21 protein-coding genes are annotated in these 23,538 nt (G+C 55.2%); 5 read left to right on the forward strand and 16 right to left on the reverse strand.

Annotation, left to right across the window (positions count from 1 at the left end; genetic code table 11):
• Positions 1 to 8: 8 nt before the first annotated feature.
• The 6 genes from ACW44H_RS18885 to ACW44H_RS18910 all read right to left on the reverse strand — a co-directional run bounded on the left by ACW44H_RS18885 (position 9) and on the right by ACW44H_RS18910 (position 7,239).
• Entirely contained in the window at positions 9 to 719 is a 711-nt protein-coding gene (locus ACW44H_RS18885; RefSeq protein ID WP_457506026.1) for a DUF484 family protein, read from the reverse strand.
• 16 nt (positions 720 to 735) lie between these two features.
• Positions 736 to 1,569: a diaminopimelate epimerase gene (gene dapF, locus ACW44H_RS18890; protein ID WP_457506027.1), complete on the reverse strand. Its 834-nt coding sequence runs from the start codon at positions 1,567 to 1,569 to the stop codon at positions 736 to 738.
• On the reverse strand, positions 1,569 to 2,840 hold the full coding sequence (gene lysA, locus ACW44H_RS18895) for a diaminopimelate decarboxylase (RefSeq protein WP_457506028.1): 1,272 nt from the start codon (positions 2,838 to 2,840) through the stop codon (positions 1,569 to 1,571). The genes dapF and lysA overlap by 1 nt, the downstream gene beginning before the upstream one ends.
• Before the next feature lie 33 nt (positions 2,841 to 2,873).
• Positions 2,874 to 2,993, reverse strand: coding sequence for an LPS translocon maturation chaperone LptM (gene lptM / locus ACW44H_RS18900; RefSeq protein ID WP_113270753.1), 120 nt, complete (start codon positions 2,991 to 2,993; stop codon positions 2,874 to 2,876).
• Positions 2,990 to 4,393: an argininosuccinate lyase gene (gene argH / locus ACW44H_RS18905; protein WP_457506029.1), complete on the reverse strand. Its 1,404-nt coding sequence runs from the start codon at positions 4,391 to 4,393 to the stop codon at positions 2,990 to 2,992. The genes lptM and argH overlap by 4 nt, the downstream gene beginning before the upstream one ends.
• A 62-nt stretch (positions 4,394 to 4,455) precedes the next feature.
• Complete coding sequence (locus ACW44H_RS18910; RefSeq protein WP_457506030.1) at positions 4,456 to 7,239, reverse strand: EAL domain-containing protein; 2,784 nt, start codon at positions 7,237 to 7,239, stop codon at positions 4,456 to 4,458.
• Positions 7,240 to 7,375: 136 nt separating this feature from the next.
• Here ACW44H_RS18910 and hemC point away from each other — a divergent pair, with 136 nt between their 5' ends.
• Genes hemC through ACW44H_RS18930 form a run of 4 tightly spaced genes read left to right on the forward strand, consistent with a single transcriptional unit; the run spans position 7,376 to position 11,919 of the window.
• Positions 7,376 to 8,320, forward strand: a complete 945-nt coding sequence (gene hemC, locus ACW44H_RS18915) for a hydroxymethylbilane synthase (protein WP_457506031.1) — start codon at positions 7,376 to 7,378, stop codon at positions 8,318 to 8,320.
• A complete protein-coding gene (locus ACW44H_RS18920; RefSeq protein WP_457506032.1) occupies positions 8,317 to 9,096 on the forward strand; it encodes a uroporphyrinogen-III synthase in 780 nt (259 codons plus the stop codon). Before hemC ends, ACW44H_RS18920 begins: the two co-directional genes overlap by 4 nt.
• Positions 9,097 to 9,109: 13 nt before the next feature.
• Positions 9,110 to 10,651: a uroporphyrinogen-III C-methyltransferase gene (locus ACW44H_RS18925; RefSeq protein WP_457506033.1), complete on the forward strand. Its 1,542-nt coding sequence runs from the start codon at positions 9,110 to 9,112 to the stop codon at positions 10,649 to 10,651.
• On the forward strand, positions 10,648 to 11,919 hold the full coding sequence (locus ACW44H_RS18930) for a heme biosynthesis HemY N-terminal domain-containing protein (RefSeq protein WP_457506034.1): 1,272 nt from the start codon (positions 10,648 to 10,650) through the stop codon (positions 11,917 to 11,919). The genes ACW44H_RS18925 and ACW44H_RS18930 overlap by 4 nt, the downstream gene beginning before the upstream one ends.
• Before the next feature lie 78 nt (positions 11,920 to 11,997).
• Here the strand turns inward: ACW44H_RS18930 and mscL are convergent, their stop codons facing one another.
• Positions 11,998 to 12,525 carry a large-conductance mechanosensitive channel protein MscL gene (gene mscL / locus ACW44H_RS18935; protein WP_457506035.1) on the reverse strand — a complete coding sequence of 176 codons (528 nt, stop codon included), beginning with the start codon at positions 12,523 to 12,525 and terminating at the stop codon, positions 11,998 to 12,000.
• 155 nt (positions 12,526 to 12,680) lie between these two features.
• On the reverse strand, positions 12,681 to 13,865 hold the full coding sequence (gene pobA / locus ACW44H_RS18940) for a 4-hydroxybenzoate 3-monooxygenase (RefSeq protein WP_457506036.1): 1,185 nt from the start codon (positions 13,863 to 13,865) through the stop codon (positions 12,681 to 12,683).
• A 146-nt stretch (positions 13,866 to 14,011) separates the two neighbouring features.
• Between pobA and ACW44H_RS18945 the strand changes: the two genes are divergently transcribed.
• A complete protein-coding gene (locus ACW44H_RS18945; protein ID WP_457506037.1) occupies positions 14,012 to 14,917 on the forward strand; it encodes a helix-turn-helix domain-containing protein in 906 nt (301 codons plus the stop codon).
• Between the two features lie 3 nt (positions 14,918 to 14,920).
• Here the strand turns inward: ACW44H_RS18945 and ACW44H_RS18950 are convergent, their stop codons facing one another.
• The 8 genes from ACW44H_RS18950 to ACW44H_RS18985 all read right to left on the reverse strand — a co-directional run bounded on the left by ACW44H_RS18950 (position 14,921) and on the right by ACW44H_RS18985 (position 23,531).
• Entirely contained in the window at positions 14,921 to 16,210 is a 1,290-nt protein-coding gene (locus ACW44H_RS18950) for a TRAP transporter large permease (RefSeq protein WP_457506038.1), read from the reverse strand.
• Complete coding sequence (locus ACW44H_RS18955) at positions 16,200 to 16,727, reverse strand: TRAP transporter small permease (RefSeq protein WP_457506039.1); 528 nt, start codon at positions 16,725 to 16,727, stop codon at positions 16,200 to 16,202. The genes ACW44H_RS18950 and ACW44H_RS18955 overlap by 11 nt, the downstream gene beginning before the upstream one ends.
• A 12-nt stretch (positions 16,728 to 16,739) precedes the next feature.
• Positions 16,740 to 17,765 (reverse strand): TRAP transporter substrate-binding protein, encoded by a 1,026-nt coding sequence (locus ACW44H_RS18960; protein WP_457506040.1) that lies wholly within the window; start codon positions 17,763 to 17,765, stop codon positions 16,740 to 16,742.
• A gap of 218 nt (positions 17,766 to 17,983) precedes the next feature.
• Complete coding sequence (locus tag ACW44H_RS18965) at positions 17,984 to 19,030, reverse strand: TRAP transporter substrate-binding protein (protein WP_457506041.1); 1,047 nt, start codon at positions 19,028 to 19,030, stop codon at positions 17,984 to 17,986.
• Positions 19,031 to 19,087: 57 nt separating this feature from the next.
• Positions 19,088 to 20,536 carry an aldehyde dehydrogenase gene (locus ACW44H_RS18970; RefSeq protein WP_457506042.1) on the reverse strand — a complete coding sequence of 483 codons (1,449 nt, stop codon included), beginning with the start codon at positions 20,534 to 20,536 and terminating at the stop codon, positions 19,088 to 19,090.
• Positions 20,537 to 20,580: 44 nt separating this feature from the next.
• Entirely contained in the window at positions 20,581 to 21,411 is an 831-nt protein-coding gene (locus ACW44H_RS18975) for a p-hydroxycinnamoyl CoA hydratase/lyase (RefSeq protein WP_457506043.1), read from the reverse strand.
• Positions 21,412 to 21,576: 165 nt separating this feature from the next.
• A complete protein-coding gene (locus ACW44H_RS18980) occupies positions 21,577 to 22,896 on the reverse strand; it encodes a TRAP transporter large permease (RefSeq protein WP_457506044.1) in 1,320 nt (439 codons plus the stop codon).
• Positions 22,896 to 23,531, reverse strand: coding sequence for a TRAP transporter small permease (locus tag ACW44H_RS18985; protein ID WP_457506045.1), 636 nt, complete (start codon positions 23,529 to 23,531; stop codon positions 22,896 to 22,898). The genes ACW44H_RS18980 and ACW44H_RS18985 overlap by 1 nt, the downstream gene beginning before the upstream one ends.
• Positions 23,532 to 23,538 lie beyond the last annotated feature (7 nt).

Raw genomic sequence — 23,538 nt, forward strand, 5'->3', positions numbered from 1 at the left:
GGGGTGATTTAGCCATAATCGCCCAAGCGCACCAACAGGCGTGCGACAATATCACCTAAATATTCGGTGAAGAGCGTATCCATGCTGGCCCGGTAGGCATCGGGGCTAGGGCTTGCCAGCAGCAGGTAACCCAATGGATCGCCTGCCGAGAGGCGCGAAATAGCGCAGGAACCCGCTTTGCGGGGCGCCTTGACATGCGGCAGCAGGCACTTCCAGTCGCTAACGCTAAGCTTAACGCAACGACTGGTGCGGCCATCCAACAGCGCCGCCAAGCGTGCGCTGGCGTGCTGGTCCAACACATGCCGCGGCGGCTGAGGCGGCGTCGGCTCAGTGTCGCTTAAGCTGGCTGGGCACCATAGCGCCATAGCGGGCGTCTCAAAGCGCTCGCTTAGCTGGGTGGCCAGCGCTTGCGCCAAGGCATCACGGTCCGGCGCTTCTACCAAGGCGACCAAGGTTTCACGCAGCCGACGGTACTGGGACTCGTTATGGCGGGCAGTCTCCAGCAAGTGCTCCAGGCGGCCCTCGGCAGTTTCAGCGCGCTGGCGCAAGTCGTAAACCAGTCGCTCTAGCAGTGATACCGCTCCGTCTATATGCGGGTGGGGCACCTGCAACTGTTGAAGCAGCCCTTCGCGACCGACAAAAAAATCGGGATGACGCGCCAGCCAGAACGCCACTTGATCAGGATCGAGCGTTTTGCGGGGTTCGGGGGCTTGTGACATCGCCGTTCTCCTCGAATTAATTGAGTACTACGCGACCATCAAAGACGCGTGTCGCCGGCCCCACCATCGTCAGTGCCCCTTCAGGGTCAGGCCATTCAATGCTGAGTTCTCCACCGGGCAAATGGACTTTCACAGGGCTTTTCAGCAGCCCCTGGCGAATGCCGCTGGCGACTGCGGCGCAGGCACCTGTGCCGCAGGCAAGCGTTTCGCCACTGCCGCGCTCATAAACACGCAGACGAATTTCGCTGGGCGAGAGTACCTGCATAAAACCCACGTTAACACGCTTAGGGAAACGGCGATGCGCCTCCACCAACGGTCCCAGACGCTCGACCGGAGCGCTATCCACGCTATCAACCTGCAGCACCGCATGAGGATTACCCATGGAGACCACGCCGATCTGCAGCGTTTCATCGCCGACGTCCAGCGGATGCAGTGGCCGATCCCCAGTCGCATCAAACGGCAGAGCCAAGGGGCTAAACCGCGGGCGGCCCATATCCACCCGCACCATGCCATCGTGCTGCACGGTCAGCATCAACGGGCCCCCGGCGGTTTCTACGTGGATTTCATGCTTGTGAGTCAACCGCTGATCGCGCACGAAGCGGGCAAAGCAGCGCGCCCCGTTGCCACAATTTTCCACTTCACTGCCGTCGGCATTGTAAATGCGATAGCGAAAATCCATCTCAGGGTCGCGGGGTGGCTCGACGACTAATAGCTGATCAAAGCCAATCCCAAAACGTCGGTCTGCCAACGCGCGAATTTGCGCCTCATCCAGCCGGGCACGCTGAGTCACGAGATCTACCATGACAAAGTCATTACCCAAGCCATGCATTTTGGTGAAGTGTAAGAGCATCAGCGCCCCCCTTCAGGCAGCAGCGCCTCACCCGCCCATAGGCTGGCAACGGTTTCCCGTGCGCGCACCACGTGGCAGCTATCGCCATCGACCATCAGCTCGGCAGCACGCGGGCGGCTATTATAGTTTGAGGCCATGACAAAGCCGTAAGCTCCCGCCGAGCGCACCGCTAGTAGGTCACCTTCGGCGATTGCCAGTTCGCGCTCTTTACCCAGAAAATCACCGGTTTCACATACCGGACCGACCACATCGTAAAGGGCGCTTTCGCGTACTTCGCGAGTATCGACTGGCACAATCGCCTGCCATGCCTGGTAAAGCGCCGGGCGAATCAAGTCGTTCATGGCCGCATCGACAATGGCAAAGTTCTTGGTTTCGCCGGGCTTGAGAAACTCCACCCGAGTCAACATGAGGCCAGCATTGGCGGCGATGGAACGACCGGGTTCAAACAACAGCGTGAGTGCTTCGCCACCTTCCCAGCGCGATAGCCGTGCCAACAATTGGCTGGCGTAATCAAACGGCTGTGGTGGCTTTTCATCGCGGTACGGCACACCTAAGCCGCCGCCTAGATCGAGGTGATCGATTTCGATGCCATGCTCGCGCAGACGCTCCATCAACATCAGCAAGCGTTCCAATGCATCCAGAAACGGGGCTGTTTCGGTGAGCTGAGAGCCAATATGGCAATCGAGCCCTTTTACCTGCAGGTTGGGCAAGCTCGCTGCTAATTCATAGACCGCCAACGCCTCATCCACCGGAATACCGAACTTGTTATCCTTTAAACCGGTAGAGATATAGGGATGGGTGCCCGCATCGACATCGGGGTTCACCCGCAGCGAGACCAGGGCAACCTTACCCAACTCACCCGCGACGCGATTCAAGCGCTCAAGCTCAGGGCGTGATTCAACGTTAAAGCACTTAATGCCAACCTCGAGGGCGCGGGCCATTTCGTGGGCCTGCTTGGCAACCCCGGAAAAGACGATTTTAGCCGGGTCGCCGCCTGCCTTGAGCACTCGCTCAAGCTCACCGATGGAAACAATATCAAAACCCGCACCAAGTTTGGCCAAAAGACCCAGCACTGCCAGGTTGGAGTTGGCTTTCACGGCGTAACAGATCAGGTGCGGATGACTGCCCAGAGCTTCGGTGTAGGCCCGAAAGTGACGTTCAAAAGTCGCTTTGGAATAGACATAGCAGGGTGTACCGAACTCGTCGGCAATTCGCGATAGCGGCACATCTTCGGCATACAGCACGCCATCGCGGTAGTTAAAATGATCCATGGTGTTCTCCCCTTCTCCTGGGCCTGCGGCTATCTATTCAGACGCCTGGTCAGCGGGTGCATCGTCCGGCAAATAAAGCGGTCCTTTTTGACCACAGCCTGCTAACCCAGTTAACAGCAGCGCCGTAAAGGCCAGGATTGCCAATGTTTTCATGCGCCCGCCTTGAGCGCGGCCAACGCCTCACGCGCTCGCTGAGCGGCAGCCCGCACTTGGTTAGGTGCAGTGCCGCCAATGTGGTTACGCGCAGCCACCGAACCTTCCAGGGTCAATACGTCGAAAACATCCTGCTCAATGGTAGCGGAGAACTGCTTAAGTTCATCAAGGCTCATTTCGGAAAGGTCTTTTCCGGTTTTGAGGCCGTAGGCCACCGACTGACCGACTATTTCGTGAGCATCGCGGAAGGCGACACCTTTGCGTACCAGGTAGTCGGCCAAGTCGGTCGCAGTGGAAAAGCCACGCCGCGCGGCTTCATACATGCTGGCTTTCTTTGGCTCAATAGCAGGCACCATATCAGCGAAGGCTTTCAAGCAGTCGTGCACGGTATCCACCGTATCAAACAGCGGCTCCTTATCTTCCTGGTTGTCTTTGTTGTAGGCCAGTGGCTGGGACTTCATCAGCGTCAGCAGGGCCATTAAGTGGCCGTACACGCGGCCGGTTTTGCCGCGCACCAGTTCGGGCACATCAGGATTTTTCTTCTGCGGCATGATCGACGAGCCGGTGCAGAAGCGGTCAGGTAAGTCGATAAAGTTGAACTGGGCACTGGTCCACAACACTAGCTCTTCGCTCATCCGCGATAGGTGCATCAACAGGATGCTGGCAAAGCTGGTAAATTCAATCGCAAAGTCACGATCCGACACCGCATCCAGAGAATTCTCTGACGGTCGATCAAAGCCTAAAAGCTCCGCCGACACGTGGCGATCAATCGGGTAAGTGGTGCCAGCGAGGGCAGCCGCGCCCAGCGGCATTACATTAACGCGCTTGCGGCAATCCAGCAGGCGCTCGTGGTCCCGGGCCAACATCTCCTGCCAAGCCAACAGATGGTGGCCAAAGGTAACCGGTTGGGCGGTTTGTAAATGGGTAAAGCCCGGCATAATGGTTTCGGCTTCGCGATCAGCCAATTCGATCATGCCTTCGCGTAGTCGTTTTAACTCAACTTCAATAACGTCGATCTCATCGCGCATAAACAGTCGAATATCGGTGGCGACTTGGTCATTACGCGAACGCCCTGTATGAAGTTTTTTGCCGGTAATGCCGATTTTGTCGGTCAGCCTCGCTTCGATATTCATGTGCACATCTTCAAGCGGCACCGACCAATTAAACTCGCCGCGCTCGATCTCACCCTGAATTTCTGTCAGGCCTGTGATAATCGTATCGCGCTCGTCATCGGTCAGCACGCCCACCCGGGCCAGCATGGTGGCGTGGGCAATGGAGCCCTGGATGTCCTGGCGGGCCAGGCGCTGGTCGAAAGTAACAGACGCGGTAAAACGTGCGACAAAGGCATCGGTGGGCTCGCTAAAGCGACCGCCCCAAGACTGATTCGTAGCTTGGCTCATCGAAGGTATATCCTGCTGACAAAACAATGGAGTCGTGGCGGAAAGTGTACCAGAGTCGCCGGTCAGCAAGCAGTAAACACCGGGGGAGATGCCAAAAATGCGCAGAGGGCGTCTAACGGCATGGGGCGGGCAAAGTAATAGCCCTGAAAATAGTCACAGTGACGCTGCTTAAGGTAGGCAAACTGCTCTGACGTCTCTATCCCTTCGATCAACACCTCTAGCCCCATTTTGCCCGCCATGGCAACCACGCCATCGATAATAGCCGCGTCGTGGTGGTCAGTAATGACATCACGTACAAACGAACGGTCAATTTTGATTTTGTTGATAGGCAGGCGCTTTAAATAGCTCAGGCTAGAGAAACCAGTGCCAAAGTCATCTAAAGCAATATGAACCCCCAGCCCACGCAAATCCTGCAACGCTTGGATCGCCTGTTCGGCGCTATCCATCAACACGCCCTCAGTAATTTCAAACTCCAGCAGCGCGGGCGCTAGGCCACTATCAGACAGCACCTCCTCAATAGAGGCGACAAAACCTGGCCGTTGAAACTGCATGGGAGAAATATTGACAGCCATGGTTATCGGGCCAATCCCCATGGCGTTGAGTTGCCGGGCATCCTGGCAGGCAGTGGCTAACACCCAATCACTGATAGGAATAATCTGCCCGGTGTCCTCTGCAAGGCTAATGAAATTAGACGGCGGAATATTACCGCGCTCAGGGTGCTCCCAGCGGATCAGCGCCTCAACCCCCACCACGCGACCACTCGGGGCATGGATCTGTGGCTGGTAATGAAGTTCAAACTGATGTTGTTCAATGGCTTGCTGTAGCGCGCTGCGTAAGTTGACGCGTTCGCTCACCTTGCGATTTAAATCTTCGGTATACCAGTGATAGGTGTTGCGTCCGCGTCGTTTGGCCTTATACATCGCCAAATCCGCCTGTTGTATGAGCTGCTGGGGATCTTTCATGCTGCCATCGTTGCTGGCAATCCCGATACTCGCCGTGATGCGCAGCCCACTGCCGCGATACCAATAGGGCGGCGAAAGCCGCTGCAATACGCGCTCTACCACCTGCACCGCATCTTTCTCATGGGCTAGATCCGGTAGCAGCACCACAAATTCGTCGCTGCCAAAGCGCAACACGGTATCACAAGGGCGCAGCTCCTTTTCAAGACGCCTAGCGACCTCAACCAAGATAAAATCGCCCGCCTCATGGCCGAGCGTATCGTTAATCGGTTTGAAATCGTCCAGATCAATAAACAGTACCGCTATAAAGCGCTGATAACGACGCGCCAACGTACATCCTTGCTCCAAACATTGTCCAAGCATTGCCCGATTAGGCAGCCCGGTCAAGGCGTCGTGGTTGGCGTTATGAGTAAGCTGAGCCTGGTATTCGCGCTGCTCAGAGATATCATTTTGCACGCCGATAAAATGGGTCACTTGGCCGCTTTCATCGCGCACAGGAGAAATATACAAATCGTTCCAAAAAACACTGCCATCCCGCCGATAATTACGGATAACGACGTGCACTTCACGCTGTTGGGCAATGCCTACCCGTAATTGTTTGATGGTGGCGGGATCCGTGTCTTCGCCCTGCAAAAAGCGACAATTGCGCCCTAGCGCTTCGCTGCGGGAGTAGCCGGTAATTCGCTCAAAGGCGGCATTGACGTAGACCATCGGCAGATCACTACGCTGGGTATCGACAACTACCAGCCCATTCGTACTCGACTCGACGCTACGCTCCAGCAACTTCAGTTGATGCTCGGTCGCCTTACGCTCGCTTATATCGCGAAAGTAAACTGCAAGCCCCTCCGCCGAAGGGTAGGCATTTACTTCCAGCCACCTCTCTAGCCGAGGGTTAAATGCTTCAAAATGGACTGATTTTTGTTGACTGACAGCACGCTGATACTCCTCATCAAAGCGGCTGCCTTTGACACCAGGAAAGCTTTGCCAAAGGCGCTGCCCCAGCAGTTCTCCTCCGCAGCGCTTCAAGATGCGTTCCGCTTCAGGATTAACGTAGGTGAAGCACCAGTCAGTATCTAACGTAAAGAAACCGTCGGTAATACTGTCTAGTGTAATGGTGAGTCGATGTGCCAGCTTGGTTAGCTTTTCGCGCAGCTGTTTTTGCTCAGTAATATCTTGCGTTGAGCCCTGCACCTGTGTGATTTGCCCTTGCTCATCGCGTACAGCCTTACCAATAACACGGACCCATATGTGCTTACCTTGGTAAGTAATCACCTCTAGTTCTTCGTCAAAACTTACCCCCTGTTGGCAACAGGTATTAAAGACTTCCTGAATACGAGGCTGGGAGGAAGGCGCGTAAAACTCAATCGCTTGTTTAACAGTCGGTTGGAAACCGGCTGGCAAACCATGAATACGGCAAATTTCATCAGACCAATTAGGCAGCCCCACAGCCACATCGACATACCAGCCACCAATCAGCGCGGTTTCACCGACAATTTTAAATAACCGTTGGTTGCGCAGTAACTGCTCTTCATTGGCCTTACGGCGAGTGGCCACCCGAGCGATCACATAGATCACTCCATTCTTAAATGAAGCAGTCACCTCTAGCCAGTGTTGCTTGCCAGTTGCACTAAGCGCACGCACTTCGAACGAAATAGCCTTATCGCCTTGGTGCATACAACGCAACGCCTGCTCGATCACTGGATAATCGAGGGGGTGCACGATAACGCCACAGGCCCGACCAATTAATTTTTCGGATGGATAGCCTAGCAGCGTTTCAAAGGCTGGATTGACTTGCAGAAGCGTGCCTTCAATGTCGATGCAACAGAACAAGTCCTGTGAGAGCAGGAAGAACTGATCAAGCCGACTATGAGGTAGCACTGAAGTCATAGGGTTTCCTAAAAGGCGAAAAGACACGCAGCGTGAGAGCATAATTAACTTGGTTATTTTTACTGTGACGCTCGGTGCTTTATGATGACAAGTATCATAGTTTGACTCGCCGTGTCTGCGGTATAGGGAGAATAACGTGCTATCTATCACCAAACTGCGCATTGCTACGCGTAAAAGCCAACTGGCCATGTGGCAGGCTGAGTACGTTCGCGACCGCCTAATGGCGGAGCACAGCGGCCTTGAAGTCGAGCTTGTGGCACTTTCTACCAAGGGTGACAAAATTCTGGACACGCCGCTATCAAAAATTGGTGGCAAGGGGCTGTTTGTAAAAGAGCTGGAAGACGCCATGCTGGATGGCCGCGCCGATATTGCCGTCCACTCCATGAAGGATGTGCCGATGCACTTTCCTGAAGGATTGGGGTTGTCCGTTATTTTAGAGGGCGCCGACCCAACTGATGCTTTCGTGTCTAATCACTACGCTAGCATCGATGAGCTTCCGGAAGGGGCGCGTATTGGCACAGCAAGCCTACGCCGTGGCCTGCAAATTCGCGAAGCTCGCCCCGATCTGCAAATTCTTAATCTGCGCGGCAACGTACAAACGCGGTTAGGCAAATTAGACGCCGGCGAATTTGACGCTATTATTCTGGCCACTTCCGGCCTTAAGCGGTTGGGCTTGGATGAGCGGATTGCCCAGGCGCTACCGCCGGAAGTGTGTTTGCCCGCCTGTGGACAAGGCGCGCTAGGTATTGAGTGCCGCCTGCACGATCCTGAGCTTATTGCGCTTTTGGCCCCGCTTGATGACGCCGATACGGCCACGCGTGTGCGCGCCGAACGGGCCATGAACACGCGATTAGAGGGCGGCTGCCAAGTACCCATTGCGGGCTATGCGGTGCTGGATAGTAACAATGAAACTCTATGGTTACGTGGCTTAGTCGGCAATCCAGAAGGTACCGAAGTGCTGCGCGCTGAAGGCCGCGGCTCAATGCATGAGCCAGAAGCGTTGGGCATTCGCATTGCCGAAGAGCTACTCGACCAGGGTGCTGGGGATATTTTAGCTGAGGTTTACGGCCGCGAAATATGAGCCAACCGGTACTGATCTGCCGCCCAGGTGAACGCGGCGATGCACTAGCCGCTGCGCTAAGCGAGCGAGGCGAGAGCGTTGAATCACTCAATGTGATGCAGCTCGAAGCCTTGCCTGAAGATCCGGTTACGCGGCGTATTTGGCTAGATATTGATCAGTACCATAAGATAATAGTCATTAGCCCCTTCGCCGCCTTATGTTTAAGCGAGGCGTTGGACCGTTTCTGGCCCCAGCTACCAGTGGATATTGACTATTACAGCGTCGGCAGTGCCACCGCGAGTACGCTTTATAACCAGCTGGGCGTCCGTGTGCATGTGCCTTCGCCCACGGCGGGCGAAGATACCAGTGAAGCACTACTGGCGCTCGCATCGCTGCAGCAACTGAACCATCAGCGTGTTTTATTAGTAGCGGGAGAAGGTGGTCGCCCACTGCTCGCCGAAACGCTTGCCGAGCGGGGGGCAGAGGTGACACGTATTGCCGTGTACCGGCGCAGGTATCAACCCCTTGCCCCTGCTTTGCAGGCGCGCCTTTGCTCAGGGAATTACCGGGCGTTGATCGTCACCAGCAGCGAACTACTGGAACATCTGGCAAAATGGTGCAATCAGGCGGCTTTGAACCAACCGCTAATCGTTTCCAGTCGCCGTTTGGCTACACTGGCTGGCATACTGGGGTTTTGTGACCTCAAGGTGGCGTCGGGAGCAACGCCAGCTGCGTTGATAGCGGCGTTGGAGACCTGCGACCCACAGGATGCCGATGTCGATCAAGGAACTTACTAAAGGCTAGCGACAGATGAGCAAACAAGTAAACGATCAGGACGATGTACAACCGACGTCCGCCGATGCCTCTCAAGGTGTCCCTAATACGACCGACAAGGCAGCTTCCAAAACTGACGCGCCTGAGCCCAGTACGCCGACCTCACCACCGAGCTCAACGACGGCTGCGCAAAACAGTGCGAAAAATAACCGTTCGCGACGTCGTGGAAAGGGCTCGCCCACTGCGAGTTCAGCAGCGGCTACCAGCACGACCAAGCCAGTCGATACGACGTCTAGCAGCGCGAGCGAACCTGGCAAGCCTAAAGAGAGTGCCAGCAGCACGGCTTCACCTTCACCGAGCGCAGCTCAACCAAGCCCTTCTTCTTCAAGTGGGTCCACATCTAGCTCGCCCTCTTCAAGCGCCTCATCGTCAAAGCCGACCAGTGACAAAACATCGGCTGGCACCACGCCGCCCAACGGTAACAAAGGCAGCGGCTCCAACCAGAGCGGTGGTGGCAAAAACGGTGGCGGTAAAAGCAATGGCGGCAAAAGTGGCGGCCTCGCGCTTGCACTGGTAATCATCCTGGCGATTGCCTTGGCGTTTGTCGCTTGGCAAGGCTGGCAGCGCTTTGAGAACCAGCAACAGCGCCTCGACGAAGTAGCGCAGCAGGCTGAAGACAGCGCCTCGCAGCAAACGGTTAATGACCTAGAGTCACGCCTGGATAGCGGCGAAGCCGAGCGCGATGAAGCACTGCAGAGCGCGCTGAGTGATTTGCGCAGCGAATTTGAAAGTTACCGTAGCAATGTCGATGAAACCTTGGGGCAAGTGCTAGATCAGCTCTCTCAAGAGCAGGACACCGACGAGCGCGAATGGCTGCATGCCGAAGCCGCTTACCTGCTACGGTTAGCCAATCAGCGCCTGCAGTTTGAAGGCGATGTTGAAGGTGCGGCCGCACTTCTGCGCACTGCCGATGCCCGCCTGGCCGATGCTGACAACCCTGCGTTGACCCCCGTACGCGAAGCGATTGCCAATGAGTTAGCAGCGCTTGATGCTGTGGCCCAGGTTGACCGTACAGGGCTTTACTTAGCATTGAATGCTCAGCAAGAGCGTATTTCAGAACTTCGTCTCTCACAAGAAATCGAAGAGCACGCAGTTACCTCTGGTATAGAAGAGCCGCCTACCGGTACCTTCCAGCGCCAGTTGGCGCGCTTCGGTGAGGAGCTCAAAGACTTGGTGGTGGTGCGCCATCACGACGAAGCCCTGGAAGCATTGATTACCCCGGAGCAAGAATCTTACCTACGCCAAAGCCTGCGCTTAGTGCTGGAACAGTCGCAACTGGCACTGCTGAATGAAGAGCCAGAGCTGTACGAGGCGAGCATTGACCAAGCACTACAGTTACTGAACGACTACTACGACACCTCTCGCGAAGAGACACAAAGCGTTATCACGCGCCTTCAAGAACTACAGCAAGCCCAGGTAAAACCGGAACTGCCGGATATCAGCGGTTCTCAGCAGGAACTCGCTCGCTTTATTGAAAATCGCCATGAGACGCGCGACCAAAGCGGAGGTGATGCATGAGAAAGCTCGTTCTCCTCATCGTCGCCGGGCTTGCCGTTGGGGCCCTGTTTGGGCACCTGATGATGTCGGTGCCCGGCTATTGGCTGATCCGTGTAGGTGACACTTCCGTCCAAACCTCGTTTTGGTTTGGCCTGGTGCTGCTGTTTGCTGCGTTTATCGTGCTGCACTTTGTGCTGCGCCTACTCAGCGGCATTATTCGTCCTATGGGGCGCTTTCGTAGCTGGAACAGTCGTGCGCGTAACCGGCGCGCCATGCAGCGCACTCAGCGTGGCTTGTTAGCGTTGACGGAAGGGCGTTGGAAAAAAGCCGAAAAAACCTTGGTTAACGCTGCTGATGATTCCAGTACACCGCTGGTCAACTACCTCTCGGCAGCACTGGCCGCTCACTACCAAGGCCATCATGAGAAATCCCAAGAACATCTCAACCAAGCGCAGCTCACCACCGATGGCGCCGATACGGCCGTTGGCCTGATGCAAGCGCAAATGATGATTGAGCGTCAACAGCCGGAAGAAGCCCTAGCGATTCTTAACCGCCTGGATAAAAAACTCTCAAACCACCCGCAAGTGCTCAAGCTACTCAAGCAAGTGCATTTAAGTGTTAACGACTGGGAAGGCCTGCGGCGCTTAATTCCCCGGTTGGCGGCGCAAAAGCTAATCACGCAGCAAGAACGCGAGCAGTTGGAGTTTAAAGCCTACCGCGAGCTAATCGTGTTTGAAGCCCAAAACCCCACCAACATTGAGCGGGTGCGTGGGCTGTGGGCAGATATGCCCGACTACTTGCGTGGCAATACCGAATTGATCGTGCTTTACAGCGAAGGGCTGATTCAAGCCAACGAAGAGCCGATTGCCGAGCGACTGCTCAACCACTCGCTGGACCACCACTGGGACGCACGCTTGGTGAAACGCTATGGCTTGCTAAATGTGGACGCAGGCCGCCAACTGGCGAAAGCCGAGAAGTGGTTACAGGAGCGACCCAACGACCCTGAGCTGCTACTGGCATGCGGTCGTCTCTCGTTGCGAACCGGCCAGTGGGAAAAAGCCCAAGAGTATTTTGAAGCTAGCCAGCGTCAACGCCCCAGTGGGGTAGTCTGTGCTGAACTTGCCCGTCTTTATGCAAGCCTTGGCGAGCACAACAAAAGTCAGCTTTATTACCGCCACAGCGTAGAAATGCTGGCCAAGTCGCTACCTTCGCTGCCCCAACCAAGCGATGCCAGCGATAGTCAGAAGCCGGACGGCAAAACGGGTAAAACGCTCAAAAAACGCGCTTAAGATAACTGATCAAGAACTCTGCAAGCGTAGGAGACTGCGCAAAAGGTGCCTATACAGGCACCTTTTGCTTATTGGTCATTACTTGGCGAGTGGGGTTTCAGGCGGTTCTGTAGAGCGCTTTTCTACTGATGCGTTAGTCACTGCTTGAGATGGTAAGGCCGCAGTACAATGGCCACACCGTGTGGCTTTGATCGGCACGACCATTAAACAATACGGGCAAGGCTGCTCAGTAGGACTTGCTGGCGCCACCGCTTCTTCCCGCTTTAATCGGTTGATGGTGCGCACCAACAGGAACACCACAAACGCGACAATCGTAAAGCTGACAACTGCATTGATAAAAAGGCCCACATTAAGCGTTACCGCCCCTGCCGCTTGGGCATCCGCCAGCGTTGCATAAGGCCCAGCCACCGCGCCTTGGCGCAACACCAAAAACAAATTTGAAAAATCGACCCCGCCTACCAGCAGCCCAATTAGCGGATTCATTACATCCGCCACTAGGCTTTTTACAATGAGCGTGAAGGCTCCACCAATAATGATTCCCACCGCCATATCTACGACATTGCCTTTGACTGCGAACTCACGAAATTCCTGGAAAAACTTTGCCATTTTCAAACGTCCTAACGTTTCATTTTAGCCGACACCCAGAGCCACTTTATTCAATTAAGAGCATGAGTGACAGCGCGTTAGTCGGCAAGTAAGTGAAACAAAAAGCCCAAGCGTCGGCCTGGGCAAGGGGAGGATAAATGGGGGAAGGTTAGTCACTATTCCAGCGATTCATAGGGCAAGCCGACATAATTTTCGGCGATGGTCGTCATCCCTGCTTTAGAGCTAGTCACGTAGTCCAACTCGGCCAGCTGCATGCGGCTGTTGAAATCCTCTTCGTCGGAAAAATTGTGCAGCATAGAAGTCATCCACCAAGAGAACCGCTCGGCTTTCCAGATACGCTTCAGACACGTTTGCGAGTAGCGCTCGATCAAATCCGTGCGGCCTTCCTGATAAACCTTCATCATCAAACGGTAGAGCGTATTCACATCGCTGGCGGCTAGGTTAAGCCCTTTAGCGCCGGTGGGCGGCACGATATGCGCCGCATCGCCGACTAGAAACAGTCGCCCGTACTGCATCGGTTCGACGACAAAACTGCGTAGCGGCGCGATACTCTTCTCGATTGAAGGCCCAGTGACAAGCTTTGCGGCCACCTCGTCAGGCAGGCGGCGCTTGAGTTCTTCCCAAAAACGTTCGTCGGACCAGTTCTCAACTTTCTCGTCTAGCGGTACTTGGAGGTAGTAACGGCTGCGAGTAGCGGAACGCATACTGCAGAGACTGAAACCACGCTCGTGGCTTGCGTAAATCAGCTCGTCAGAGACCGGGGGCGTATCCGAGAGCATGCCCAGCCAGCCAAACGGGTAAACCTTTTCAAACTCTTTGATGCGGTCTTGAGGAATCGCCTGGCGGGAGACGCCATGATAGCCATCACACCCGGCGATGTAGTCGCAGTCGAGCCTGACCGCTTCACCATTGTGTTCAAAGGTGAGATAGGGGCTGTCACTCTCCAGGTCGTGGGGCTGGACGTTTTCCGCTTCATAAAGCGTGGTTGCACCAGCGGCTTCGCGCGCCTCCATTAGATCCCGCGTTACCTCGGTTTGGCCATATACCATGACTTTGCTGCCGCCGGTTAGCTCGTCCAGTGCGACTCGCACGCGACGGTTGTCGAAAACAAGCTCAAAACCGTCATGGGGCAAGCCCTCTTCATCCATACGCTGGTCAACACCCGCTTCGCGCAGCAAGTCCACCATACCCTGCTCAAGCACGCCGGCACGGATACGGCCCAATACATACTCACCGCTACGCCGCTCAACAATCACATTATCAATGCCTTGACGATGCAGTAGCTGCCCCAGCAGTAGGCCAGAAGGACCAGCACCAATAATCGCGACCTGTGTTTTCATAGGGGATGCCTCATCATTGTCATTATCCAAAACTTATGACTTGTATTTTTCAATGAAACACGCCGCATAATAAGGCATGATCTAGATCAATTATTGGACATTTAGCGGCTTATCACTCAACCTTAGTCGTATAGGAGATATAGGCGATGCCAGCCTCGTCGACAACGTCCGTTCCGGTATTTAAGCTCTATGGCGAGACGCAGCATTGGCCCACGCCCGACTTGCTCCACTGCGAATCTATCGCCGAACGCAGCCAGTTACATGACTGGCGCATCCGCCCGCATCGCCACGCCGATCTAGTGCATATTCTGTTTATTGCTCAAGGTAGCGTTGAGTTAGAGCTGGAGGGAACGAGCCACCAGCTTCAGAGCGCCAGCGCTATCGTTGTGCCCGCGATGACTATTCATGGCTTTATCTTTTCACCCAATGTGCAGGGGTACATTATTACCCTGGCCAAACCGCTGGCCGACCATTTACATGGGCTAATAGGTGAAAACAGTACGCTAAAAAAAGCCGACTTCTACCCGCTGCTACAGGCCAACCGGGCTGAGCGCATTGCCACCCTGGTAACTCAGATCGACCAGGAGTATCGCCAACCGGCTCCCGGACGGAACAGCCTACTCGAAGCACTTATTCAAGCCTTGGTGGTCGAGCTATCGCGCCTTTGTGCTTATACCGGCAGCACGGCAAAGCGCTACTGCCCTCGCCAAAGCAACAAAGGGCTGCAGCATTTAGAGCACTATCAAGCGCTGATTGAAACGCACTATCGCGAGCAGCCGAGTATTGAACGGTTAGCCGAACAGGTAGGGGTGAGTAGTGCACACTTGAATATGTTATGCCGTCAGTTGGCCGGGCGTAGCGCTCTTCAGTTGCTACATGAACGCCTGCTGCTGGAAGCCAAGCGCCAGCTCACCTATACCAATATGACCATTGGCCAAGTCTCTGACAGCTTAGGCTTCTCTGAACCGGCTTACTTCACGCGCTTTTTTAAACGTAATACAACGTTTTCCCCTCGCGACTTTCGGGTTCGTCAGTCGCAAGAGCATTCATAACGTTTAGAGCAAGAAAAAAGTGGAGAGCACGGGAAAGAGTATGAGAAGGGTTAAACGTAGTAAGTCAGACACCACAAAGGGCGTTACTCCTTTAAAAATCTCTCCCAGGCCAACGTGCGGTGCCATCGCTTTAATCACAAACACGTTCATTCCCACCGGCGGGGTCATTAGCCCCAGCTCAACGGTCAGTACGGTCAGAATACCGAACCAGACTGGATCAATGCCCATCGCCTGAATGATCGGGTACACCACCGGTACGGTGATCACCAGCATCGCGATGGAGTCCATAAACATGCCCAGCACAAAGTAGAGCGCCAGAATGCACAACACCACGACAATCGGCGTGAGATCCATGCCGTAGAGCAGGTCAGTGATGGAAAATGAAATGCGCGATACCGAGATGAAGTAACCCAGCGTTTCAGCCCCGACCAGCATAAAGAACACCACCGCGGAAAGCGCCAGCGTCTCTTGTACGCTGTGCCATAGCTGCGCACCACGCATGCCTTTCACCAGAGCGTAAAGTAGCGTGGCGAATGCCCCTACACTAGCCCCTTCCGTCGGTGTAAAGGCACCAAAATAGATACCTAAAATCATCACCAGGAAAACCCCAAAGAAGGGCACTAAGCCGGTCAGCGAGAGCAGCTTCTCTTTCCAGGCCGTGGGTTCGCCCGCTACTGCCAGGGAGGGACGTAAGTACATTACTACCGTAATAGTCAATGAATACATCACCAGCCCCAGCAGGCCGGGAATCAGCCCCGCCATGAACATATCGCCCACGGACTGTTCGGTAAGGATGGCGTAGATAAGTAGCGCAATACTGGGCGGAATCATAATGCCCAGCGTGCCGCCTGCGGCCAGTGCGCCGGTGGCTAAACCACGGTTATAGCCATAGCGCTCCATCTCCGGCAACGCTACCCGGGTCATGGTACTCGCCGTCGCTAACGAAGAGCCGGAGATAGCGGAGAAGATGCCGCAAGAGCCCACGGCCGCAATTGCCAGGCCGCCCTTCCAGCCCCCGCAAATAATACGGGTTGAATCAAACAGCTTACCGGCCATCCCCGAATGGGCTGCCAGTACGCCCATCAAGATAAACATGGGCACGGCGCTGAAACTGTAGTTGGAGAGTACTTCTACCGGTACCGTTTTTAACTGCGCAACGGCCGCGTCCCAGCTAATGATTTGCGCAAAGCCCACCACTCCCACGATCAACATCGTGAGGGCAACTGGCACACGCAGAATCATCAATACCAATAAAAGCCCTAGCCCGATGGCGCCAATTGCTTCACTCCCCATGCGATGCCTCCTCACCCACTGCATAAATAACGCCGAGCAAGGCGTGAATAAAACTACGTATTCCCAGTAGTAAGCTGAGCACCGCTGCCAACTGATAAATCGGCCCCAAGGGCAGCCGCAGGTCTTGAGTTATCTCACCGTGCCGACTGGCTGCTGCGGCCGAATCCAGCAAGCCCACAAATAAAATCAACCCCAGCGCCATAAAGCCGAGGAAAAAGAGCCCTTGCAGGCGATTTTTTATCGCTTGCGGCAAACCGTGAGAGAACGCCTCTACCACCACTTGGCTTTTCTCCACATTAGCGGCCATGGCGGCCAATAGCGCAAACAGCATCAAATAGCTGACCAGCTCTACGCTGCCAGAAACGCGCAGCGCAATCGCACCTTCCGTTACACGCGATAGATAACGCGTACTGACATCGGCAATGGTCACCGCCAATAGCCCGATCAGGGCGACACCCGCCACCAAACGACAAATGAGGGCCAGCCAGTGGCTGGCCCTATAGAGAGTAGACTTCATAAAACCTTACCCCTATTGGGTACCACAAGACTCACTGGCGGCCAGTGCTGCTTGATATACATCTCGAGCCTGATCCAAACCGCGCTCTTCGAGCTGTGTGAGGTAGTTTTCAATACCGGTTTCGAGCGGCTCTTGCCAGTCAGGATGGTCTAGCGGGTTTTCAATTTCGCGAATGGTATGGCCAGCATCGACTGCCTCTTGCTTGCCTTCCACATCAAGCCGATCAAACACCGCACCGGCGTTTTCAGCCCATTTCATGCCTGAGTTATTATCGATCACCGCCTGCTGCTCTGGGGATAGGCCGTCATAGGTGCGCTGGTTCATCGTCGCAACGAAGATCAGCGTGTAGAACGGCACTTCGGTGTGGTAATTGACGAGTTCGTTAATGCGGAACCCTTTTAGGCCTTCCCAAGGGAAGCTCAGGCCTTCAATAACACCGCGCTGCATGGAGGTATAGATATCCGGTGCTGGCATACCTACCGGGATCGCGCCCATGTTTTCCAGCATTTCACCTGCCACAGCAGTGGGACGACGGATACGCATCCCTTCCAGATCGGCAGGTGTTTGCACGTCAGTATCGATGGTATGAATTCCACCAGGGCCGGTGGTAAACATAAACAGCGGGCGGGTATCTTCGTATTCGCTATCCAAATGGCCATCGTCGTAGAGCGTCTGTAGTACGCAAGCACCTTGCGTTGCCGTGCTCGCTATCCCAGGTAGTTCAACGATTTGGGAGAGAGGGAAACGGCCAGCCGTATAACCCTGTGCCGTGGCGCCAATATCGGCAATACCGTTGGCAGCGGCTTCATAAATGGAATCCGGTTTGGCTAAGGTACCGGCGGGAAACATTTGAACCGTCAGATCGCCATTGGATTCTTCTTCAATGGTATCGGCCCACGCCTGTAAAACATCTTGGTTCACGCCTGAAGGGCCAGGCCAAAAGTGAGCCATCCGCAGCGTGGTCTCTGCCTGCGCCGAACTAACGGCAAGGCCAGCAATCGCTGCTGCCAACACACACCGAGATAGGGAAATTTTCATGGAAGCCTCCAGGATTTTTTTGGATTATTATGTGTTCGTATAGCGAATACTAGTTCGCTTATTTCCTCAACCATAATTCACTATGCCCAATAGGGGTAATCGACATTGGTCTATACTGCGCCAAGTGCCATATTTATCAGCATTATAAATGCTAACCAGTAAGCAAAAAGCCGCCTTCGAAAATGCGAAGACGGCTTACTGACAAGAGCAAATACTGGCTACATTGTCTGCTCGGTATACTTCTCTACCAATCGGGTCGCCTCATCATAGAGCAGTTGACCATCAAAGCCTCGGTTACCCATGTCGTCAATCCATTGAGCCGTGGCCGTCTCGGCAGCCGCTTGCCAGGGCGCCTGTGCGTCTTGAGCGATGTAGAACATTTCACCCTCACCACTCGCTTCAATAGCTTCAATCGCCTTCTCTTCCGCTTGATCCATGACCTGACCGATACGCTGCGCTTCTTGAAGCCCGGCATTATCGTCAATTACCTGTTTTAGTTCCGGCGAAAGTGCATCATAGCTAGCTTGGTTTAAGCCCAGCACCATCATCGCCGTGTATAACCCCTGTTCGCCCTCGAAAAAGGTGTGGTTCTGAGCAACATCCAGCACGCCCAATGCCGCCGCGCTTTCAAAGGGCAGGGTCAGGCCGTCGATCACCCCGCGCGAAATTGCTTCAGGAATTTGTGGCATCGGCATGCCCACCGCTTGAGCACCCAGAAGCCCCAGATAGCGATTCATGGTTTTCGAGGGTGCGCGCATGGCTAATCCTTTTAGATCATCAGCACTCTCTATAGATACATCTCTGGTATGGATCTTGCCCGGTGTATGCGCAAACACGGCGATGGGATAAACGCCCTCGAAGGCGTCTTGCATGTGCGTTGTCGCAAATTCATGAGCGGCCATACTGGTCGCCTCTCCCGTTGTGGGCAGGAAGGGCTGGTCGAATGCCTCGGACTCCGGGAAGCGATTAGGCGTATAGCTGAGCAACGTCCAGGCAATATCCACCACCCCGTCCTTGGCCTGATCATAGAGCGATGGGGCTGAACCCCCCAGTTGCATGGCAGGGAATATTTCCACCTTGATAGCCCCCTCGGACTGCTCTTCTATACGCTTAGCCCAAGGTTCCAGATACTCGGTCTGGACTGGCGTGGCAGGAGCAGCAAAGTGGTGCAAGCGCAGGGTCACAGGGTCTTGGGCGTAGCCACTAGCGCTGAGGAGTATGCCGCTTAACAACGCGAGGCTGGCGAATGTGGGTTTTATTGTCATTGTAATGAACTCCTTTATTTTCGTCGCTTTCTTGCAAGACATATTGCTTGCGCTTATTTAAATAGGGTAATGGCGCGGGCCAAGTTGCATGGTCATCCAGCGCAGATCAGTGAACTCCTCAATCCCGGCCTTACCGCCAAAGCGCCCATAGCCGCTCGATTTAACGCCGCCAAAGGGCATCTGCGGCTCATCGTGGACGGTGGGGGCGTTGATGTGGCAAATACCCGACTCAATGCGTTGAGCAAACTGCATCGCCCGGGCAGTGTCGCGGCTGAACACAGCAGCCGAAAGACCATATTCGCTATCATTCGCCACGCGCAGGGCTTCCTCTTCATCCTTGACGCGCATCATCGCGACTACCGGGCCAAACGACTCTTCGCCATAGAGGCGCATAGACTTGGTAACCCCATCGACCACGGTGGGCTGCATAATCACGCCTTCGGCCTTACCGCCACAGGCTAAACGAGCGCCATGCTGTTGAGCGTCGTCCAACAGGGCGTTGAGTTTCTCCCCCGATTCGCGGTTGATCAGCGTACCCAGCACGTTACCTTCACCTCGGGGATCGCCAGCGCGCAGCGTTTCCGCTTTGCGAGCCAGTTTTTCGACGAAGGCATCAGCGACTGCATCCACCACGATTAGCCGCTCGGTGGACATACAGATCTGGCCCTGATTGAAGAAGGCACCAAAGGCAGCGGCCTCAACGGCAGCATCCAGGTCGGCATCTTCAAGCACTACAAAAGGCGCCTTTCCGCCCAGTTCCAGCAAGACCGGCTTAAGATGGCGCGCCGCTTTTTCGGCAATAATGCGCCCCACCTGCGTGGAGCCAGTGAAGTTGATACGCCGCACGGCTTGATGCTCAATCAACGCCTCGACGACCTCGGCGGCCTGTGGCGGCGCATTGGTCACCACATTAACGATGCCATCGCCCAGGCCCGCCTCGATCAGTACCTCCCCAATTAGGTGATGCGTCGCGGGACACTGTTCAGAGGCCTTAAGAATCACCGTGTTGCCACACGCCAGCGGCGTCGCAATAGCACGCGTACCCAGAATAATAGGGGCGTTCCAGGGCGCAATCCCCACCACCACGCCGCAGGGTACCCGCACGCCCATCGCCAAACTTCCAGGCACGTTGGAGGGTATGACCTCCCCGCCTACCTGCGTAGTCAGCGACGCCGCCTCGCGTAGGATGCTAGCGGCGACCATGACGTTAAAGCCTGCCCAACCTGGCGTAGCGCCGGTTTCGTCCACCATGCGTTCGATAAAATCGGTCTGGCGCGCCTCCATCATCTCTGCCGCCTTGAGCAGCTTGGCGCGCTTTTCGCCAGGGCCCGTCGCTGACCAGGCGGGAAACGCTTTCTCAGCCGCCTCAACCGCCCGGACCGCATCGTCAGCGGATGCCGCCGCAGCCTGGGTGACGACATCACCGGTAAGAGGGTTGGCCCGAGTAAAGGTCGCGTCTTGATGAGCGGCACAGCGCTCACTGCCGATTAACAGATTAATATCCATGACTGACTCTCGTTCAAAGATTGGCGATTTTTGTTAGGCAGCGCTTATCGCTGGTAACTCTCCAGCCCTGGTTTGATGCTCTTGTCATCGAGGAACTGTTTGAGCCCCTGCGCCCGGCCCTGCTCAGGGTCAAGCTGCTGCGCCTGATCGAGCTTGGCGTAGAGGTACTCCTCGTTCTGCTCCCAGGTCAGTTCGCGGCACATTTTGAAGCCGATCTTGGCGGCACGCAGCACAACGGGGTTCTTATCACGCAACGTAGCGGCCAGCTCGCGGGTGGCTTCGCGTAATTCAGTTAATGGCACACTTCTGTTAACCAGCCCCATTTTAGCTGCCTGGGGGCCGGTAAAGGTTTCCCCGGTCATGATGTAATAGAGCGCTTCACGGTGGCCCACGGTATCCGCCATGGCTTTGCTCACCAGGTTGCCGGGAGGAATACCCCAGTTGATTTCGGAAAGGCCGAATACCGACTCATCAGCGGCAATCGCCAAATCGCAGGCCACCAGCGGCGAGAAGGCCCCGCCAAAGCACCAGCCATTGACCATGGCGATGGTGGGCTTGGCATAGTGGCGCAGTAGCTTCCACTGCCAGGTAGAGGCATCGCGGCGCACTTTGACCTGAACAATCTCAGGGCTGGCGTCGATCTCGCGGAAGTACTCTTTAAGATCCATACCGGCTGAAAAGGATTCACCCTCGCCGGTCAACACCAGTACGTGAGCCTCTTGATCCAGCTCGATGGTTTCCAGCACATCGATCATTTCACGGTTGAGCGTCGGGCTCATGGCGTTGCGCTTTTCAGGGCGGTTCAACGTCACCCATGCAATACCCTCTTCGACGTTAACTTTCACGGTTTGCCAGCGATCTTGGTAGTTACTCATCTCTTACTCCTTGGGTGTTATCAAACGATTTATAACGTTACTTATCAAAAACGACTGTTTAACAATCTGTTCAGCGCTGAACTTTTCGATTAGCTATCTCCTCGCCATCAAGGTGGGCGTTAACCTTCGCTGGCTCGCGTCTTGGGACATGTCCAACCCCCTTGGTCAATTGATTAAGTAAACGAAGCCAAGCGAGATGGCGGGGAAAAGCACCAGCAAAATAATGCGAATAAGATCGGCCGCTAAAAAAGGCAGGATGCCTTTAAAGGTCTCCGTTAAGGGAATGCGCGGCGCCATGGAGTGGATAATGAAAATGTTCAGCCCCACCGGCGGGGTGATCATGCCAACCTCGACGACCACCAGCGCTAAGATGCCGAACCATATCGCCACATCCGTTGCGGGCATGCCGAAGTCCATCCCCGTGACGATAGGCAGGAAGATGGGCACGGTGAGCAGGATCATCGAGAGGCTGTCCATAAAGCAGCCAAGCACTAAGTAGCAGAACAGAATGCCGGCCAGAACCACCCAGGGGCTGATCTCGAGCCCCACTATCCAACCGGCAGTCATTTGCGGAAGCTGGGTCAGGGCAAGAAAGCTATTGAAGACACTGGCGCCCAGTACAATGAAGAAGATCATTGCCGAGGTCACCGCGGTCTCAAGTACACAGTCCCGCAGGCCGTTCCAACGCAGCCCGCCTTTTGTTATTGCCAGAGCACCGGTGGCAACCGCACCGACGGCGGCCGCTTCGGTAGGGGTAAAAATGCCGGAATAGATGCCTCCAATCACGACGATAAAGATCGCTGCGCCTGGCCATACCTCCAGCAGTGAGCGCCAACGCTCGCCGCGAGATGCTTTTGCCTTACTCGGCGCACTGTCAGGAAAAAATCGCACGTAAAGCGAGATAGCCAACATGTAACTAATTACCGCTAACAAGCCCGGCACCAAGGCGGCGGCAAACATTTCGTTAATGTTCTGTTCGGCGAGGATGGCATAGATAACCAGCACCACAGAGGGGGGAATCAAAATACCCAGGGTGCCGCCTGCAGCCAAGGCACCGGTTGCCAGGCTGCCGCGATACCCTTGACGCTCCATTTCAGGTAGCGCTACTTGGGTCATGGTCGCGGCGGTCGCCAGCGAAGATCCGCAAATGGCCCCAAAAGCACCACAGGCGCCAATCGTGGACATCGCCAGCCCACCGCGACGGTGACCCAACCAGTCGTTGGCCGCCTGAAACATGGCTCGGGAGAGACCCGCTCTCGCCGCAAACTGCCCCATGAGCAGGAAAAGCGGAATGATGGATAGCGTATGGCTAGAGAAGTGTTCGTAAGGGAGCGTCTTTAAGCCATTTAAAATGCCCATCGGGCCAGTAATCAGCACCATCCCTACGGCACCAACAACCAGCATGGCCAAGCCGATGGGAATACGCGTCGCCATCATGAATAGCAGAACCACAAAGCCGCCAGCGCCCAAAGTGAGTGGTGTCATCACAGGTCTCCTTGGGTGGAGCTTTCTTGAACTTGAGCCGAGCTGCTTTGAGTCGGACTATTTTGTTTAGAATCTGGCTGTTGCGGATCGTAAGTAAACGCATCGCAGGTGCGATACAGGCAGACAAGCGTCAACAGCGCGAAACCCACCAGGCCGCCGACATACCCCCACCAGAGCGGTATATCCAGCAGCATGCTGGTTTCCATATAGCGATGTTTATCAAGCAAGCCGTGATAGAGGCGCCAGGTGATTAACCCAGCGACCACCAAAAAAAGCGTTTCGGCGACAACGGCGAGCAGGCGTTGAACCATGGCCGGCGCGTGCATGACCAGTAGATCCACCGTGACATGCCCGCCGCGAAGATGGCAGTAAGGTAAAAACAGAAAAACGGCAATGGCAGTGCCCATTTCCACCAGCTCATAATCGCCAGTGATGGGGCTCACCCATGCTAGCATCGCCATATCGCTTAATACTGGCGCGCTGGCTACCCACCGGCCAACAATACTGATAACCGTGATGATAGCGAGTGCTGCGATCAATAATCCGCCGCTTATCGCGGCAACCCTACAGGGTATCTCAAGGCTACGGCGCATCAATGTAGTGCCGATGGTCGGTGCCGTCGCTAAGCTGCTCATCGTTTAG

The sequence above is a fragment of the Vreelandella sulfidaeris Esulfide1 genome, from assembly GCF_054072535.1.